A 17,072-nucleotide genomic window follows, 5' to 3' on the forward strand; every position below is an offset into this window, starting at 1 on the left:
TCCTTCCTTTGTCCGACTAAGCTGGTGTCACTTGAAAGTATAAGACTGAGCCCCAAGGTTGTGCTTTGATTAAAGCCTTAACTGCTTTAGCTGCTGCATCTAAATCGGTTGCTGTAGTTGTAAAAAATAATTTAATGCCTTGTTTTTCTTTGTATGTAAAACTCACATCTGCTTCATTATATGCCTCAAGCAACTCAATAATTTCATCCTGTTGCATCGCACTTGCAATTGAAATCATTCGATACACTCCTCTTTTTTATTTTATCATCTCACAAAACGGTTAAAATATAAACTAAAAATTGAGACTGCTTCCCCCTCGTGCAGAAGCGTTAGCAGTCTCAATCAATAATTAATCTTCTCCTAAACCTGGATCGATTTTATTCGCAGCAATAACGAATGGTGTGAAGATTAAGAAAGCTACGATCATACAGACAATCGTGACTATTGGTGCACGCCAGTCAGCTCCTGTTGCTAAGAAGGAGAGAAGAACTGGTGGCACTACCCAGACTACCGCCTGTGACACCGGATTCACCCAACCCATGATTGTTGCAAAGTAACCAATACCAGTTGTCACAAGTGGAGCAACAATGAATGGAATGAACATAATCGGATTTAACACGATTGGTAAACCAAACATTACTGGTTCATTGATATTAAAGATACCAGGCCCAATAGATAATTTCGCAACAGTCAAGTAATCAGCCCGTTTCGCAAATAACAAAATTGCAATCAGTAGTACAATTGTACCACCAGAACCACCAAACATAGTGTATGCATCAAATGAACCACGTACCCAGTAATATGCTTTACCGTCTTGAATGGCGTCAATAACAGCAGCGGCACCAGTTTTTCCATTATAACCTTCTTGGAAAATATTAATATTAATTAATTGTGCTTGTCCCCAAATACCTTCCAAAACTGGTGCCATTACGTTGGTACCATGAATTCCGAAGAACCAGAAGATTTGGATAAATAGCTGAACTAATACTAAGGCACCAAAGCCTTGCGACAGTCCCAGGAACGGCTCAGCAATGTATTTCTGGATTAAATCAATCAGTAGTTGACCATCTGTTACTAAACCAACTACGTAATTAATAATTGCAACAACATATAAAGCTATACTCGCAGGCAAAATAGCTGCAAAAGCTGTTGATACAGCTGGTGGCACTTGTTCTGGCATTTTAATCGTAATGTTTGCCAACATCAATTTACTATAAATAATCGTCGCTAGTGCCCCAATTATCATAATAGTAAAGTAACCATTTGCGTTTAAGTGGTCGAGCTTTAAATATCCCCATGGACCAACACTCAGATTGCTACCCGCAATAGTTGCGCCAATCCCAGCATTATTGATAGCATCCGCAATATTGCTCGGCACATTTACGCCAAGGTCAGCTGATAAATTTGGTGCGAAAGCAATTCCTTGAATAAAGGCAGCTAGTGAAACAATCCCCCCAGCTAAATCATTTACTCGATAGGCCCGGGCGAGGTTAAAGCCCCAAGAAAAGGCAAAAATTAACCCGGCAATTGCCAAGGTCCCGTTCCAAACAAAACCATTCACTCCAATAATTTGTTTGATGACGGGAATAGTATTACCGTCATAGCTCGGGTTGAACTGAGTAGGTAAATCACGAATAATTGCGTTGATCATTACGGCAATGGAACCCGCCATTGTTGCTGGCATTGTACCAATAAAAGCATCCCGTAAGGCAACAAGATGTTTTTGTGCACCAATCTTTGCAGCAATCGGTAGGATGTAACGTTCCATCCATGCAGTTAAAGCATCCATGTTTTTTCCTCCTATTTAATTAAATTTATAAAAAGTAAAGTCTCTCCCCAAAAATGAGATTTTACTTAATACCAAAAACACTTATTTGTCGAGACGACGATATAAATCAATAATTTCTTTTGCTAAGTCGGTAAAAGCGATGGCTGTCATCAAATGATCTTGTGAATGAACAGTCAGTAAAGTTACTTGCATGTGATTGCCCTGTGCTTCTTGAGTTAGCATGTTTGTTTGTGAATGATGGGCCTGTACTAAGGAAGCTTCTGCATCAGCAATTTTTTGGTCGGCTAATTCAAAGTCACCGGTTTTGGCTGCTTGAATAGCTTCCATTGCGTCGCTTTTGGCGTTGCCGCCGTACATAATTAAACCCATGATTGCTTCTAAATTTTGTTGATCTTCCACTTGAAAATTTCCTCCAACTATTTACTTGGCCATTAAAGTTTCAGCTTGATCTAAAACTTTTTCGCCATTCATCATGCCGTAATCTGCCATGTTGATAACATCCAATGGAATGCCTTTAGGCGCAAGTTTTTGCTCAAATTGAGCTTTCATGAAGCGGACTTGCGGTCCCAAAAGTAGTACATCAACATTTTTGTTCTCAAGATTGTTGTCGGCTTCTGATGCAGAAACTGCAAAAATTTCAGCATCAACCCCACGAGATTCTGCTGCTTGCTGCATTTTTGTGACTAATAAACTAGTACTCATCCCCGCTGAACAAACTAACATAATCGTTTTCTTTGCCATTCGATTCACTCCCTCTAATTTATTTCTTACACTCTTATATAAAGCAAGAAGCGTGCCAAAAAAAACAAAAGGAGAACGCTTGAATAACAAGCATTCTCCTTTTGTTTTTGTGTGCACACACTAACAAATTACTGCACACTGTAGATTTTATGTGCGTTGTCATGGGGATTAATTTGATTATTGCGGATCATTTGGACAATAAACGCTACCTCGTCATCTGGAATAATCACAGAATGACTCTTTTCGACTGGTAATAAACTAGTTTTCAGCAGGTCCATTTCCAAACGATTCTCTTTAATAAATTTAGACAATTCTTTAAATTTTCGGGATGATTGTCCTTTTTTCAAACTGTTAATCATAAAAGCAATATGGATAATAATGCCCGCTGTGACTTCCGGCTCCAATAAGGCATGCAGCTCGGATTCAACATGCTGCAAATTCAGCTGCAAGGTTCTGACTAAAGCCGGTAGCATCTCAACTTGATCCAATTCCTTACTCAAGGTCTGGACAATTTTATCTGTTGGAATTTCATCGCTGACCATCCGTTTTAAGACCGCTAATTTATCATCATTAAAAATGTCATAGGCGGAGAAGAAAGGAATATTTTGATAATCGACATCCACTGTCCCAGCAATTGCCTTAATCTCGTATTTATCCAGCAAACCGTCAATGTGCTTGCGGAACATCCGCTTTTCAATAAACTGCATCTGAATCAATTCAACTTGATTGGTATCAATGACCGGCTCGATGCGCTGATACAGTCTGGCCGCGACACCCTCACCAGTAAAGCAAGTAACAATAACAGCTTTCTTCTTCGGCTCCAATTCTTCTTCAAGAAATTGTTCTCGGACCATCATTTCAAAGGAGACTTGAATATTTTGATACATGTCTTCTAAGCTGCGACCGGAAATCGCCATTCGCAAGGCTTCTAGCACAATCATCGTACTAGTCATTGAAATCGCCTTGGTAGGAATGCCAGTTTCTTCAAAAATTAGGCTGCCAAAAGAATTCAATGACCCCATATCCGTTAATAGCAAAATGCCATTGGAAAAATGTTCCTGATTGTTTTTAATGTATTTACTCAGCTGATTGTACATATTTTGGACTTCCATCGTTAGCGGCATATTAAAGGCCTTGCCGGTGGTGGTGCCCAGTAAATCCTGCGCTGTCTCCAACATACTGCTAGCTGTTGTGCTGCCGTGCATTAGTAAAATCACAGCCACTGGATTTTCTTTGAAGGGTTGTTTTTCATCCACATCAATTGCTAAAAACATACTTAAGAAACCAATTTCATCAAAAGGAATCTCAATATCTTCGCTGTCTTCAATTAAATTGGATAAGTCAATTGCCACTTTAAATTCATTATTGTAGTCTTTACGGATATTATTTAAATCGGGATGGACAATCATATGACCATCTTTAATCCGCTCTAAGGTGCTATGTAGATGCAAGGCCAGAGCAAAACGGGTTTGTTCATTATAATGACGATTCAGACGCTCTTCTGCAATGTCATAGAGCTGATTGGTCAAGGCCCAAATATTATCAGGAATTAATTCTTTATGGATGCTGGCCTTTGCCAATTCTTCTACATAAGTTTCAAAGTAAGCATCAACATCTTTGGCAATCAACGTCTCTAAGTCAACTGTCTCAATGCCGTCTTCCGTTAGTGATGAATACTTTTCTTCAATATCATTATAGACCTGCATGTTTCGCTCAGGATCTTGAGACCAGACCACTTCAGCAGTCCCTGGTTCAAAGGTTAGGTATTGGCTTTTATTCCCAAAGAAACGTTCGACACTTTCGGGAATCTCTTTAATTTTCAATAGGCCTTTTTGAACCTGCAATGATAGATCTTTTTGACGAATCGTTAAATCCCGCTCACCATGTGTTCGATAATGCAAAAAAGATTTGGCACAGACTAATTTCAAATCTCGTTTAACCTGACCGATGTTCCCCTCAGCATCATAGAGCATAAAGGCCAAGACAGCATCTTTTTCAACAACAATCCGCTGATTCAGTCGAAAAGCCTCCTGTTTAATAAAGCGGGTGATGATGCTGTAGCGCTCATCAATAGAACGACTCGCTAAATTTGGGAGGGTGATAGCCATTGGAATGCGGCGGTTAAAGGTTGTCAAAAAACTGTCGGATGATTCAGTCGTCGCTCCAATAATTTGCACAGAAGCTTCATATGTTTGACTGCTTTCCCCTAGAGGTCGGTAAATGCCCTTGTCAATAAAGGTAAACAGCATTTCTTGTCCTTCTGGTGGCAGCCGATGAATCTCATCTAAAAATAAAATCCCACCATCCGCTGCTGCCATTAACCCGGGGCTATCCTCACCCGCTCCGGTATATGCACCTTTGCGAATACCAAAAATATGGCCGAAAAGAAGCTGCGGATTTTGGGCATAATCAGCACAGTTAAAGGAGATAAAGGGCGCATCTGCTGGCAAAGTTCCTGATTCTACGGCGAATGAATACATACATTCCGCAAACATCGACTTACCAGTGCCAGTTTCGCCAAAAATAATCGTATGTAACCCCCGCGGCGGATATAAAATCGCCGCTTTAGCCTGTTGAATGGAGACTTTTAATGAATCATTTTCTCCAACTAAATTGGTAAATGTCATCTCAGCAGAATTATCGACATGGACCTGAGTTTCTGAATTTAAACTGCTATAGACAACTGGCCGGCCAGAGGATTTTGTAATTTTATGTTCTTTATAAAGATCGCTTAAATAACGACTGGCACTGCTGCGGTCAATCTGCAGTAGGTCGGCTAAAGCCGTGGCTGTCAAGCCGGTTGGTTTATCCTGTAAGACTTTTAGAATATCATCTTTTCGTGACTTCATCGAATCCCCCCTATCAGAAAACGATCCCCCTTCATCATAACACAAAGTTATTTTGAAATGTCCTTCCGCTTGAGAAATGTAATAAAAAACAACGGTTACTTAAGTTTACGAACTTTTTTTCGACCCTTATTTATTCCTTTTTGATTATTTTTTTTGTTTTGTTCGCTTCTTTGCTTATTTTCTGCAGAAGCTTCGTGATGCAGAGCTGCTCCGTAAAGAAAAATTTCTTGACCTTCAACGCCAACGCTTTTAAGCAAACGTTGATAGTCTCTGAAATTCCCCTCATGGACAAAGGTAATCACCTGGCCTTTTTTTCCCATGCGACCAGTCCGGCCAGCGCGATGTAGATAGCTTTCCTCACTTGTTGGAATATCGTAGTTTATCACCAGTGGAAGGTTTTCGATATCCAGCCCTCTAGCGGCTAAATCTGTTGTGAGTAACAAGGTTAGCTGTTGTTTTTTAAAGTTTTCAATGGCGGCTTTTCGCAATAATTTATTTTGGTCAGAGGCTAAAGATGCCACCGGAAGCTGCCGATAAAGGAGTTTTTCTTCGGCATCGCCCAGATCGCTAAGCTCGTTGAAAAAAACTAAGCTTTGCATCTCAGAGACATTTGCCAACCTTCGTAATTCTTCGCCTCTTTTTCTTGGCGTAACTTTTAAATAATAATGTTCCAGACCGCTAGTTGATTGATCATTCTGGCTGACATCAATAATTTGAATATCCGGCCGCAACTCTTTGACCTCAGCAATCACCTTTTGACCGGTAGCCGAAAAGAAAGCAAATTGACTTTGCTGATTGACAGTCTTGATAATTTGTTGAGGCAGCACTTCTCCTAAAAGCTGATCAGCTTCATCAAAAATCAAGGTTTGAATTTGATGAGCTTTTATTTTTTTTTGCTTGATTAATTCTAACACCCGTCCCGGCGTTCCCACCAAGACTTCGGGCCGTTCTTTAAGCTTGTCAATCTGTCGCTTGACATTGGCACCGCCGATTACAGCCTGAGTCTTTAACCCGAGGGCTTCACCCCACTCTTTGGCCACCTCAAAAACCTGTATGCTTAATTCCTGAGATGAGGTTAAAATCAATAGCTGCATTCCTTGACCAGTTGTTACTTTTTGCAATGATGGTAATAAATACGCCAAAGTTTTGCCTGAGCCTGTCGGGGAGATTCCCAAAAGATTTTGGCCCGCTTTCAATGGATGATAGGTCTGACTTTGGATGATGGATGGTTCGCTAAAGCCCTTTTGTTGCCAAAGGGCTTGCCATTTTTCTGGTAATTCTGTAATAAAACTCATTTATTTTCCTCGTTCTTACTTTTTAGTCACATCAATTGGCTAGATAAAAATTTCAAACTATTATTTATCAGCATCAAAGGTGATATTTGCTTGCTTTCTTAAGGCGTAGATGACTTCGTTGACATTGCGGGCTAATTCAACCCATTCTTGATAGGCTTCTCCCAAATCAGGATCACTAGGATTTTGAATGACTTTTGCAAAATCAGTCGCCTGATCAAACATCGGCAATTTTTCTCCTTGATCAAATAAAACTGTCGTTTTTTTAGTAGTACGATGATAAAACTCCGCTTTTTCAAAGGCGCTGACGCCGCTTAAAATCAGCGTGCCATCTTCAAAATAGATTTCAGAAGGCAAAAAGGAATCACCAATTTTACCAGTTTGCAATGCGACATCGAAATCTTCATAGCGCAAGACGCCTAGGCCCAAGCCATCGACACCAGTCGAAATTTTTTGCGCAAAATAATACTGGCTGCGGGGCATCCCAAACCAGCCTAAAGCGGCATAGACTAAGTACACTCCTAAATCCATAATGGCGCCGCCAGAAAAATGTGGTGAAAAGATATTTGGCTCTTCCCCGTCTAAAACAGCGTCATAGCGGGAAGAATATTTCATATATGTGAAGCTAGCACCAATTACCTGTTTGTCACAAAGATAATCGACAATTTTCTTAAAACCAGCCTCGTGGATATTGCGGGCCGCTTCAAAGAAAAAGACCCGTTTTTGATTGGCCAACTGAATTATTTCCGCCATCTCATCTGGCGTTGAAAAAGCCGGTTTTTCTACAATTACATTTTTGCCAGCCAGAATAGCTGCCCGTGCCTGTTCAAAATGCAGGCTGTTTGGTGAGGCGATGTAGACTGTGTCTAAGTGTTCAAGTTCAAAAAAAGTTTTTAAATCCGTTGCAATCTCGACATCGCTGAAATCTTCAACAAATTTTTGAGCGGTCTCTAGCTTACGGGAATAAACAGCAGTCAATTCATATTCCCCTGTGGCTAGCGCTGCATTGATAAAGACCCGGGTAATCCAATTGGTACCAATAACACCTAAGTTAATCATCTGAACTTCCTCTTTTCTTTTTTAATTAGGATCAATAAATGAAAAATCTAAATCAAAAGGAATGACTTCCTTTAAAGTCACCTCAGTGGGGCTTACCTGACAATTATATGCCAAAACCTGAAGGCCCGCTTCAATAGCCTCAGCAAAGGCATTCCGCAAAGCTGGCTGCATGGCTGTATGAATCGTTGCCACTTTAACCGGTTGAAATTCGACAACAAAAATGACAAAGCTGCGATACCCTTCAGCTAAAATAGCCGTCAATTCAGAAACGTGTTTTAAGCCCCGCAATGTCGGGGCATCTGGAAAGGCCGCTACACCAAAATTTTCCAGTGTCACGCCTTTGACCTCAATAAAAAATTTTTCGCCGGCTGTCGTTTCGCCATAAAAATCAAATTTTGAATGCAGATGCTTGACCTCAGGCTTAATCAGATTAATTTTGCCTGTCACTTGCGGCAAATGAATCTGACCATTTTTTAAGCCCTCCGCTACTAATTTATTGGGTAGCTGACTGTCAATATTAATCCAAAAATCAGCCTTTTTCACCGCAATCAAATCATACTTAGTTTTGCGGGCAGGATTAGCTTGATAGCTAATGGCTACCAGTGCGTTGTCCATTAATAACTCCGTGCCCCGTCCGGTATTTTTCACATGGACAATCACCAGCTCATCTTCTAATAAACACTCGGCAATAAAGCGATTGATCCTGCGGACAAATCGAGCTAAATAAATATTTTGATACTCCATTTTTTCACCTGCTTCTTTAGCATCTTACCATAATTTATGGGCTTTCACTATCGTTTTCAGTGGAACAATATTCACGCTAAGTAACAGAAACCTTACAAGTTTTTTACAGAAAAGAATTCCGCTATCATCTATGTCAGAATCGTGGTACTCTATTTTTGAAAAGGAAAAAAAGGTGGATAACAATGAGAAAAAAATGGCCTCTAGTATTAGGTGCGTCTCTTCTGACCGGATTGGTTGGCTTAGCAACTTTTCCAAAAAAAGCCCCTAAGACGGAAGATGATGTCTTAAACAGCTATGTTGGTAACTGGCAGTTTAGTGATCACCGAAAGCAGTCCCACAGTTTGAAAATTGAATCGACATTTTCCATCACGATTGATGATAAACTTTTAAAAGCAGTCTTAATCGAATTGACCAAGGAAAAATTGGTTTTACGGGATGAGTATGGTTACCATATCGTTGTTCAGCTCTTAAGCGACGGACAAGCAACTTTATATGATGAGGCAGAAGATAGAGTTATTGAGTTGCAACTGGAGAATAATAAATAAAATTAAAATAGCTAAGTTAGTCGTCTTAAAAAAGGACTAACTTAGCTATTTTTGCATCTGTTTCTTGCTGACGGATTAAGAAAAAACAAAATAACCTCTGCAAAAAAAATTAATGGCTATTTTGCAGAGGTTTATTATTTCTATAATTCATCAATTGTTTTACGATCTTCTGTCTTACTCAGCTTTCCTTGACGGCTAGTCAATTCTGCTGAAATATCTGCCATGCTAACCCCTTGATTCACTAGTAGAACCAACAAATGATAGATTAAATCAGCTGATTCATACACTAATTCTTCGTTATTATTTTTTGCGGCAATAATAACTTCGGTGCTTTCTTCGCCGACTTTTTTTAAAATTTTATCCAAGCCTTTATCAAAAAGGTAATTGGTATAAGAACCGTCTTTTGGTTGATTTTTGCGGTCTAGTATTTCTTGATATAAATCGTCAATCATGCGTGTTGCCCCCTCTAGTTTTCAAAATTAGGACTTTCAATCGGCGTGAAAAAACAGCTGTGGGCGCCGGTATGACAAGCCGGACCGGTTTGATCAACATAAACTAAGAGTGTATCTTGATCACAATCCAAAAACATTTTTTTTACTCGTTGTAAATGTCCGCTAGTCTCGCCTTTTTTCCACAGTTGATTTCTGGAGCGGGAGAAAAACCAAGTATAACCGCTCGCCAAAGTTTTTTGGTAACTTTCCTCATTCATATAAGCCAGCATCAGCACCTCTTGTGTCGTCTCCTCCACAACAATTGCCGGCACTAACCCTTTAGAAAAATCTGGAATCATTTTCGCACCTCCACATGATGTTCCGCTAATAAAGCCTTGACTTCCGGCACCTTAACTTCACCGTAATGGAAGATACTAGCAGCTAAAGCGGCGGTCACCGGTGTCTTTTCAAAGACCTCTAAAATATCTTGACTGCTACCACAGCCCCCTGAGGCAATCACCGGAACACTCACCGCTTCAGCGATTACTTGGTTCAATGGTAAATCATAGCCCGCTTTCGTACCATCAGCATCCATACTTGTAAGCAGAATTTCACCTGCGCCTAGCTCGACAGCTTTTTTGGCCCATTCCAAAGCATCCAAGCCAGTATCTTCACGACCACCTCTAACAAAAACATGCCAGCCGTCACCAACTTTTTTAGCATCGATGGCAACTACAATACATTGATTGCCAAATTTTTCAGCACCGGCAGAAATTAATGCCGGTTTGGCGATGGCTGCAGAATTTAAAGAAATTTTATCAGCACCGGCCTTTAGCATTTCCTGCATATCTTCTACGGAGCGAATGCCGCCGCCGACTGTCAAGGGAATAAAAACTTCTGCAGCTGTTCGTTCGACAACCTCCACCATGGTTTTTCTTTCATCGCTGGTGGCGGTAATATCTAAGAAAACCAATTCATCTGCCCCTTGCTCATTATAAGCTCGAGCCACTTCCACTGGATCGCCGACATCCGTTAAATTAACAAAATTAACCCCTTTGACCACTCGTCCGTCTGTAACATCCAGACAAGGAATAATTCGTTTAGCTAACATTTTGCACCTCCAGCATTTCCTCCAAACTGACCTTGCCGCTGTAATAAGCTTTGCCGACAATCGCACCAGCCAAATGTAACTGAGCCAAATCAAACAAGTCCTGTTGGCTAGCCACTCCGCCAGAGGCGATAATTTTGACGGCAGGTACAGCTTTTTGCAAAGCTTGATAGTCTGCTAATGTTGGGCCAGCTAATGTTCCATCTTTACTAATATCTGTGTAAATTATCGTTTTGACACCCATCGCTGCCATCTCTTTTGCTAAGGTTAGGTAATCAGTTTGACTAACCTCTAGCCAACCGCTTACTGCTACTTTGCCATTTTTGGCGTCGATGCCGACAGCGATTTTTTCTTCGAATAATTCAACAGCTTCCCGCACCAGCTCAGGCTGACTTAAAGCAGCGGAGCCGATAATTACTCGGCTGACACCTAAACTTAAATACTCTTCAATTTGGGCCAAGGTGCGGATACCACCGCCGATTTCTACCTGTAAACCTAAATTTAAAATACCTTTGATAATATCTGCATTGACTGCCCTACCAGCCAAGGCACCGTCTAAGTCGACGACATGAATAAATTGAAAGCCAGCTTTGGCAAAAATTTCGGCTTGAGCTATTGGATCTGGATGAACGACGGTTTTTTGCTCAAAATCACCTTGGACTAAACGGACAGCTTGACCGTCACGGATATCAATTGCGGGTAATACTTGCATGATCAACGACCTCCTTAAAGCCTTTTAATAATGTCATCCCAGCTTCACCGCTTTTTTCTGGGTGGAATTGGGCCCCATAGACATTGCCCTTTGAAATCACAGCCGGCACTTTTAAGGAATATTGTGCCAGCCCATCAATATATTCTGGCTCACAATCGGCATAATAGGAGTGTACAAAATAAAAATATTCATCAGCGATTTCTTTAGTCAATGCATTCTCTTGGGTGACCATCAACTGATTCCATCCCATATGGGGAACCGGAAAAGCTTTTTCCTCTGGAAGCTTTTCACAGATTCCCGGAATAAAGCCTAAGCCATCATGATAGCCGTATTCCATGCTGCCTTCTAAAAGCAGCTGCATCCCTAAACAAACACCCAGTAAGGGAATGCCTCTTTCAACCGCTTCATTTAAAACTGAAATCAAATTTCGCTGCTTTAATTGTTCCATCGCTAAAGCATATGCGCCAACTCCCGGTAAGATCAAGCCATCAGCCGCTAAAATATCTGCCGCTTGATCGCTAATCTGACTTTCTAAACCGATAAAATCTAAGGCCTTTTGCACATTGCGGGTATTGCCCGTATCATAGTCGACAATAATAATCATCTACAACATTCCCTTCGTTGAATTGACGCCTTGAATGTCGGGATTATTGGTAATTGCCTCCCGCAAAGCCCGGCCAGTTGCTTTAAAGAGTGCTTCGATTTTATGATGACTATTTTTCCCGTGTAAAATTTTCAAATGCAAATTCATCTGCAGATTAAAGGCTAAGGCTTGGAAAAATTCCTCCGTCAGCTCGGTATCAAAAGCACCCAGTTTCGGATTGTCAAAGGCAGCGTCGAAAACTAAAAAAGAACGACCGCTCAAATCCACAACAGCCAAGCCTAATGTTTCATCCATCGGTACAAAACTTGAGCCGTATCGATTGATGCCGGCTTTATCCCCTAAGGCTTCTCGAAGGCACTGGCCTAAAACAATTCCAACGTCCTCAACAGTGTGATGACTGTCTACCTCTAAATCACCATCAACAGTCACCTCAAGAGAGATGCGACTGTGGCGAGCAAACAAAGTTAGCATATGGTCAAAAAAGCCGACACCGGTTTGGATTGAAACCGGCTCTTGTTGGTCTAAGTTTAACGCTAATTTGATTTTAGTTTCATTCGTGTTTCGCATCATTTCTGCTTGGCGCATTAGTTTTCCTCCTCAAATCGAATATCAATCGCCCGGGCGTGGGCCTCAAGACCTTCCTTGCGAGCCAAGGTCGTAATCGCTTTTTGATCTTCCTGCAGCGCTTCTTTTGTATAGTAGGTAAATTGACTGTGTTTAACAAAATCATAGACCCCCAGTGGTGAAAAGAAGCGTGCGGTGCCGCTGGTTGGCAATACATGATTGGTCCCTGCAAAATAATCTCCAACTGGTTCAGAGGCGTACTCTCCTAAAAAGATTGAGCCGGCATTTTTGATAGCTCCTAGATAACTCATAGGATCCGTGACTTGAACCTCTAAATGTTCGGGGGCAACAGCATTCATTAATTCAAACATTTCCTCAGTAGTATTGCATAAAACAATCCGGCCAAAATCGCGAATGGCCGCCTCAGCAATCGCCCGCCGTGGCAACGTTTTTAATTGGGCCGCCACAGCAGCCTCGACTTTTTCTCCTAGCTTGACATCATTTGTCACTAAAATTGCTCGGGCCAAGACATCATGTTCCGCCTGAGATAATAAATCAGCAGCAATATAATCTGGATTCGCATTTTCATCGGCAATTACGCCGATTTCAGACGGTCCAGCAATCATATCAATTGCAACTTGCCCATAGACCATTTTTTTAGCTGTCGCCACATAGATATTACCCGGCCCAACAATTTTATCCACTTGAGGAATCGTTTCCGTTCCATAGGCAACAGCGGCGATTGCTTGAGCGCCGCCAACTTGGAAAATTCGATCAACACCGGCAATTTTGGCCGCCGATAAAATCACTGGCGGAATTCCGTCTTTTCCAGGAGGTGTCACCATGATAATTTCTTTAACACCGGCAATTTTTGCAGGCAAAACGTTCATCAAAACAGAGGAAGGATAAGCAGCCGTGCCCCCGGGAACATAGACAGCCACCCGCTCTAAAGGAATCACCAATTGTCCACGAATCACACCAACTCGATTGGCATCAACAAAGGGCACTTGTTTTTGCTGCTGATGATAACTAATGATATTAGCTTTGGCTGCCTCCAAAGCACTGATGACCTCAGGCTCAACCAAGTCTAAAGCTAAATCGACAGTTTTTGCGGAAATCTCCAGATCGTCTAATAGGACCTGATCGAAGGTTTCGGTAAATTTGACGACAGCAGCATCGCCTGTTTCAGAAACTTCTTTTAAGATTGCTGCCACCTGTTGGTCAATTATCTGTTGTTGATTGTTGCTGCTTCTTTGATCCGTTGCTAAATCTGTTAAAATATCTGCCTTGCTGCCCTTTAACCATTTCATAGTGCATTCTCCTTTATTTCTTGACTGATTGTTGCCAGCAATTGAGAAATTTCAGTCCGCTTGCGTTTTAAAGCAGCCCGATTTGCAATCATTCGTGCGGAAATCTCCATGATATCTTCGTAGACCTGCAGGCCGTTTTCTCTTAAAGTCGTTCCTGTCTCGACAATATCCACGATGGCATCTGCCAAGCCTAAAATCGGCGCAATTTCCACTGAGCCTTCGATGCGGATGATTTCGACATCCTCACCTTTTTTTTGAAAATGCTGGCGGGCAACCGTCGGATATTTAGTAGCAATCATTTTCCGCTTGTAGTCTTTTAGTTCAAAGCCGGCTGTTGAAGCCACTGAGAATTTACAGCGGCCAATGCCTAAATCCAACAATTCATAATACTCGCCGGGATGTTCAATTAAAACATCCTTGCCGACAACACCTAAGTCAGCTACACCATGGCGGACGTAGGTAGTGACATCCGCTGCCTTGACTAATAAAAAAGTCAGCTCCCCAGCCGGAGAGATAAAGGTCAGCTTGCGATTACTTTCATCAACAAAACTGACGTCGATGCCGGCCTTATCAAAAAGGGCCAACGTCTGTTTTTGCAGGCGTCCTTTAGTTAGCGCAATTGTTAAACTCATCTTATTCACCCACCTTTATCAGCTCTTGACCTAATTCAGTAATCACTAAAATTTCCGGAATCTGCCAGCGTTTGGCATAGGCCTTCGTCTCTGCTAGCGTATCAAACAGAGCTAGCCTAGTTGTTTCTGTGATCAGCTGTTGCGCTTCACAAAAAGTTTCTACTGTTGTGAAAATTAGACGATTGACTTGGGCTTGCTTCGGTAAAATACCTAGTTCATACTGGGCTTCAATTAATGCGTCCAAATTTAAAGCCACGCCGACAGCAGCTGTTGGCTCCATTTCAAATTTTTCTAAAAGGCGATCATAGCGGCCGCCGCTTAAAAAGTCTTCAGCAATTCCAGCACCATAAGCATTGAAAATAATTCCTGTGTAATAATCCTTTTTGGCTACTGTGCCTAAATCAACGGTGATTGGAAACTCCGCTGTCACCTGCGTTAAGTAGCCCGCTAAGGTTTGTAAATCAGTTAATAATTGTAAAATCGGCGTCACTCTTGGCAGTAATTTCTGCGCCTTTTCAAGGGTTTTGTCAATATCTCCAAAGAGCATTGGCAAAGCTTTGAGAAAAGCATCGTACTCACTAGGGTGCCCTTCAACAAATTTTGCAACCGTCGAAATATTTTTTTCTGACAAGGCCTGTCTTAAGGCCTGTTTGTCTTCTACTGAAAAATTTAGTTCCGCTTCAATCACTGGAACGATTGCGGCGTGCCCTAATTCAAAATGCACATGGGAAATTTGCATCGCCTGCATAACACTGTAGCTGGCTAATAAACATTCCAGTTCTGCTTTGATTGAGGGATAACCGACAATTTCAATGCCGATTTGAGTCAACTCATTGCGCATCCCCTCCAGCTGGCGGCCATCTCGGAAAATTTTACCGCTATAGGCTAATTGCAGCGGCAGTTGAACCCCCGTTGTTGCAATCACTCGGCCAATCGGTAAAGTCATATCCGGCCGCAGGACTTGGGTGCGTCCTTGACCATCGTAAAAGCGGTAAAGATTATCCTGATTTGCCACCACATTAAAAACATCCTCAAACTCAATTGATGGCGTTTCTATCCGCTGATAGCCGCGTTTTTTTAAGACTTCCATGATTTCTGCTTCTAAAGCGGCACTGCCATACGCTTCTCTAAACAAGCGGTCCCGCATGCCATTTGGTAAAGATTTTTTCCAACTCATCAGTCGGCCCCCTTCAATTTTTCCTGCAAATAGTTAACAACTGCTGTCTCAGCTATTTCTTCTGTCTCTCCTGTGCGCATATCTTTGACTGACACCGTCTGTTTTTTTATCTCATCTTCACCAATAATCAAGCTAAAAGGCACCTTCAAACGATCGGCATAGCGCATTTTCTTTTTAAAGGCCGTTGCCTCACTGTAAAAAATTACCGGTACATGTTGTTCTCTAAGAAGACTGGCTAGCTTTAAACCGGCTGAAAAACTATTTTGATCATAGGGTAAGATAACTGCAGCAACTTTTGTCTGCTGGGAAATGTTTAATAGTTTATTTTCTAATAATTGATAAAACAATCTGGAGAGACCGACTGAAATACCAACTCCCGGTAATGGCGCTTTTGAAAAATGACCTAATAAATCATCATAGCGCCCTCCTGAACAAATGCTACCTAGCTGCGGATATTCATCCAAGAAAGTTTCATAAACTGTCCCAGTGTAATAATCTAGCCCTCTTGTAATACTCAAATTAATTTGAAAACGGCTTTCCGGAACATTTAAATCCCTCAGCACTTGATAAATTTCCTGCAAATTAATTAGGCCTGCTTGAAATTCTTCATTTGCAATAGCTAAATCGGTTAAAGCCGCTAAAACTTCCCTATTGGTTCCTTGAATAGCCATAAAATTCTGCAGCTGCTCAATTTGTTCACTGGTCAAGTCTAATTTCTGCAGTTCTGCTTCAAATTCCTCAGAAGAAATTTTGGCTAGTTTGTCGATTAGCCGCAAAAGCGGAGTCGGTTCTGCCAGATAGCCAATAGCTTTAAAAAAGCCATTTAACAATTTACGGTCGTTGATTTGGATAGTGAATTCACCAATTTGAAATGCTTCAAAAATTTGATTGATAACCGCTGGCAATTCCCCATCAATATAGGGATTATTGCTGCCAATCACATCGATATCACATTGATAAAATTCCCGATAGCGACCAGCCTGTGCTCGCTCAGCTCGATGAACTTTGGCAATTTGATAACGGCGAAAAGGAAAAATTAAATTTCCCTGTCGCTCAGCCACATAGCGGGCTAGCGGTAAGGTCAAATCAAAGGGTAGACAGAAATTATTTTTTCCCCGTTGTAATTCATACACCTGCTTATCCGTCTCACCACCGCCCTTTGCCAAGAGCACTTCTTTAAGCTCCAGCTGCGGTGTTTCAATCGGTGTAAACCCATAAAGTTCGTAGGTGTTGCGAATAATCGTCAGCAGATGATCAAAGGCTAACTGCTCCTCTGGCGAATATTCTGGAAAACCGCTGGCAATTCTCGGCTGGGTGATTTTCATATCGGCTGCTCCTTTATCTGATTAATTGCTTTTTAAGCTACATAAAAATTTGGAAATAAAAAAAGTCCTCTTGGCAAAAAAAGCCAAGAGGACGAGAATTGGTAAACTCCCGGGGTACCACCTCAGATTCATCTGCACTTCACAGGGCAGATCTCTGCTAGTTCATAACTAGAACATGGGTAACGGCCAT

19 protein-coding genes and 1 other annotated feature (1 of these 20 only partly in view) are annotated in these 17,072 nt (G+C 41.5%); of the genes, 1 reads left to right on the forward strand and 18 read right to left on the reverse strand.

The features are described 5' to 3' along the window. Positions 1-16: 16 nt before the first annotated feature. The 8 genes from ORH16_RS00715 to sfsA form a co-directional block, all read right to left on the reverse strand. Complete coding sequence (locus ORH16_RS00715) at positions 17-238, reverse strand: hypothetical protein (RefSeq protein WP_265455326.1); 222 nt, start codon at positions 236-238, stop codon at positions 17-19. 111 nt (positions 239-349) lie between these two features. Next, positions 350-1,789 carry a PTS sugar transporter subunit IIC gene (locus ORH16_RS00720; protein ID WP_265455328.1) on the reverse strand — a complete coding sequence of 480 codons (1,440 nt, stop codon included), beginning with the start codon at positions 1,787-1,789 and terminating at the stop codon, positions 350-352. Positions 1,790-1,870: 81 nt separating this feature from the next. Further along, on the reverse strand, positions 1,871-2,188 hold the full coding sequence (locus ORH16_RS00725; protein WP_265455330.1) for a PTS lactose/cellobiose transporter subunit IIA: 318 nt from the start codon (positions 2,186-2,188) through the stop codon (positions 1,871-1,873). 21 nt (positions 2,189-2,209) lie between these two features. Continuing rightward, entirely contained in the window at positions 2,210-2,530 is a 321-nt protein-coding gene (locus tag ORH16_RS00730; protein ID WP_265455331.1) for a PTS sugar transporter subunit IIB, read from the reverse strand. 128 nt (positions 2,531-2,658) lie between these two features. Then, positions 2,659-5,379: a sigma 54-interacting transcriptional regulator gene (locus ORH16_RS00735; RefSeq protein ID WP_265455333.1), complete on the reverse strand. Its 2,721-nt coding sequence runs from the start codon at positions 5,377-5,379 to the stop codon at positions 2,659-2,661. A 95-nt stretch (positions 5,380-5,474) separates the two neighbouring features. Next, complete coding sequence (locus tag ORH16_RS00740) at positions 5,475-6,674, reverse strand: DEAD/DEAH box helicase (RefSeq protein ID WP_265455335.1); 1,200 nt, start codon at positions 6,672-6,674, stop codon at positions 5,475-5,477. 60 nt (positions 6,675-6,734) lie between these two features. Next, the gene (locus ORH16_RS00745; RefSeq protein ID WP_265455336.1) at positions 6,735-7,730 is read right to left on the reverse strand and encodes a Gfo/Idh/MocA family protein; all 996 of its coding nucleotides are present in this window, start codon (positions 7,728-7,730) and stop codon (positions 6,735-6,737) included. Positions 7,731-7,751: 21 nt separating this feature from the next. Further along, positions 7,752-8,474: a DNA/RNA nuclease SfsA gene (sfsA, locus tag ORH16_RS00750; protein WP_265455338.1), complete on the reverse strand. Its 723-nt coding sequence runs from the start codon at positions 8,472-8,474 to the stop codon at positions 7,752-7,754. Positions 8,475-8,656: 182 nt separating this feature from the next. On the opposite strand from sfsA, the gene ORH16_RS00755 reads away from it, so the two are divergent. Further along, positions 8,657-9,019 (forward strand): DUF4828 domain-containing protein, encoded by a 363-nt coding sequence (locus ORH16_RS00755; protein ID WP_265455339.1) that lies wholly within the window; start codon positions 8,657-8,659, stop codon positions 9,017-9,019. A gap of 140 nt (positions 9,020-9,159) precedes the next feature. Here ORH16_RS00755 and hisE read toward each other — a convergent pair whose 3' ends face one another. Genes hisE through hisS form a run of 10 tightly spaced genes read right to left on the reverse strand, consistent with a single transcriptional unit; the run spans position 9,160 to position 16,882 of the window. Further along, the gene (hisE, locus tag ORH16_RS00760; protein ID WP_265455341.1) at positions 9,160-9,471 is read right to left on the reverse strand and encodes a phosphoribosyl-ATP diphosphatase; all 312 of its coding nucleotides are present in this window, start codon (positions 9,469-9,471) and stop codon (positions 9,160-9,162) included. Positions 9,472-9,485: 14 nt separating this feature from the next. Continuing rightward, positions 9,486-9,809: a phosphoribosyl-AMP cyclohydrolase gene (hisI, locus tag ORH16_RS00765; RefSeq protein WP_265455343.1), complete on the reverse strand. Its 324-nt coding sequence runs from the start codon at positions 9,807-9,809 to the stop codon at positions 9,486-9,488. After that, positions 9,806-10,561, reverse strand: coding sequence for an imidazole glycerol phosphate synthase subunit HisF (gene hisF, locus ORH16_RS00770; protein ID WP_265455344.1), 756 nt, complete (start codon positions 10,559-10,561; stop codon positions 9,806-9,808). The genes hisI and hisF overlap by 4 nt, the downstream gene beginning before the upstream one ends. Beyond that, on the reverse strand, positions 10,551-11,270 hold the full coding sequence (gene hisA, locus ORH16_RS00775; protein ID WP_265455345.1) for a 1-(5-phosphoribosyl)-5-[(5-phosphoribosylamino)methylideneamino]imidazole-4-carboxamide isomerase: 720 nt from the start codon (positions 11,268-11,270) through the stop codon (positions 10,551-10,553). Before hisA ends, hisF begins: the two co-directional genes overlap by 11 nt. Continuing rightward, on the reverse strand, positions 11,248-11,874 hold the full coding sequence (hisH, locus tag ORH16_RS00780; RefSeq protein WP_265455346.1) for an imidazole glycerol phosphate synthase subunit HisH: 627 nt from the start codon (positions 11,872-11,874) through the stop codon (positions 11,248-11,250). The genes hisA and hisH overlap by 23 nt, the downstream gene beginning before the upstream one ends. Continuing rightward, the gene (gene hisB / locus ORH16_RS00785; RefSeq protein WP_265455347.1) at positions 11,875-12,459 is read right to left on the reverse strand and encodes an imidazoleglycerol-phosphate dehydratase HisB; all 585 of its coding nucleotides are present in this window, start codon (positions 12,457-12,459) and stop codon (positions 11,875-11,877) included. It abuts the gene before it with no gap. Then, entirely contained in the window at positions 12,459-13,748 is a 1,290-nt protein-coding gene (gene hisD / locus ORH16_RS00790) for a histidinol dehydrogenase (protein WP_265455348.1), read from the reverse strand. Before hisD ends, hisB begins: the two co-directional genes overlap by 1 nt. After that, positions 13,745-14,380 (reverse strand): ATP phosphoribosyltransferase, encoded by a 636-nt coding sequence (hisG, locus tag ORH16_RS00795; RefSeq protein ID WP_265455349.1) that lies wholly within the window; start codon positions 14,378-14,380, stop codon positions 13,745-13,747. Before hisG ends, hisD begins: the two co-directional genes overlap by 4 nt. Before the next feature lies 1 nt (position 14,381). After that, positions 14,382-15,557, reverse strand: coding sequence for an ATP phosphoribosyltransferase regulatory subunit (locus ORH16_RS00800; RefSeq protein ID WP_265455351.1), 1,176 nt, complete (start codon positions 15,555-15,557; stop codon positions 14,382-14,384). Continuing rightward, complete coding sequence (gene hisS, locus ORH16_RS00805) at positions 15,557-16,882, reverse strand: histidine--tRNA ligase (RefSeq protein ID WP_265455353.1); 1,326 nt, start codon at positions 16,880-16,882, stop codon at positions 15,557-15,559. The genes ORH16_RS00800 and hisS overlap by 1 nt, the downstream gene beginning before the upstream one ends. A gap of 84 nt (positions 16,883-16,966) precedes the next feature. Beyond that, positions 16,967-17,072 (reverse strand) — a binding site (T-box leader) (it continues 133 nt past the right edge of the window).

Origin of the sequence: Enterococcus sp. HY326 (genome assembly GCF_026157065.1) — a bacterium.
Classification (GTDB): Bacteria; Bacillota; Bacilli; order Lactobacillales; family Enterococcaceae; genus HY326.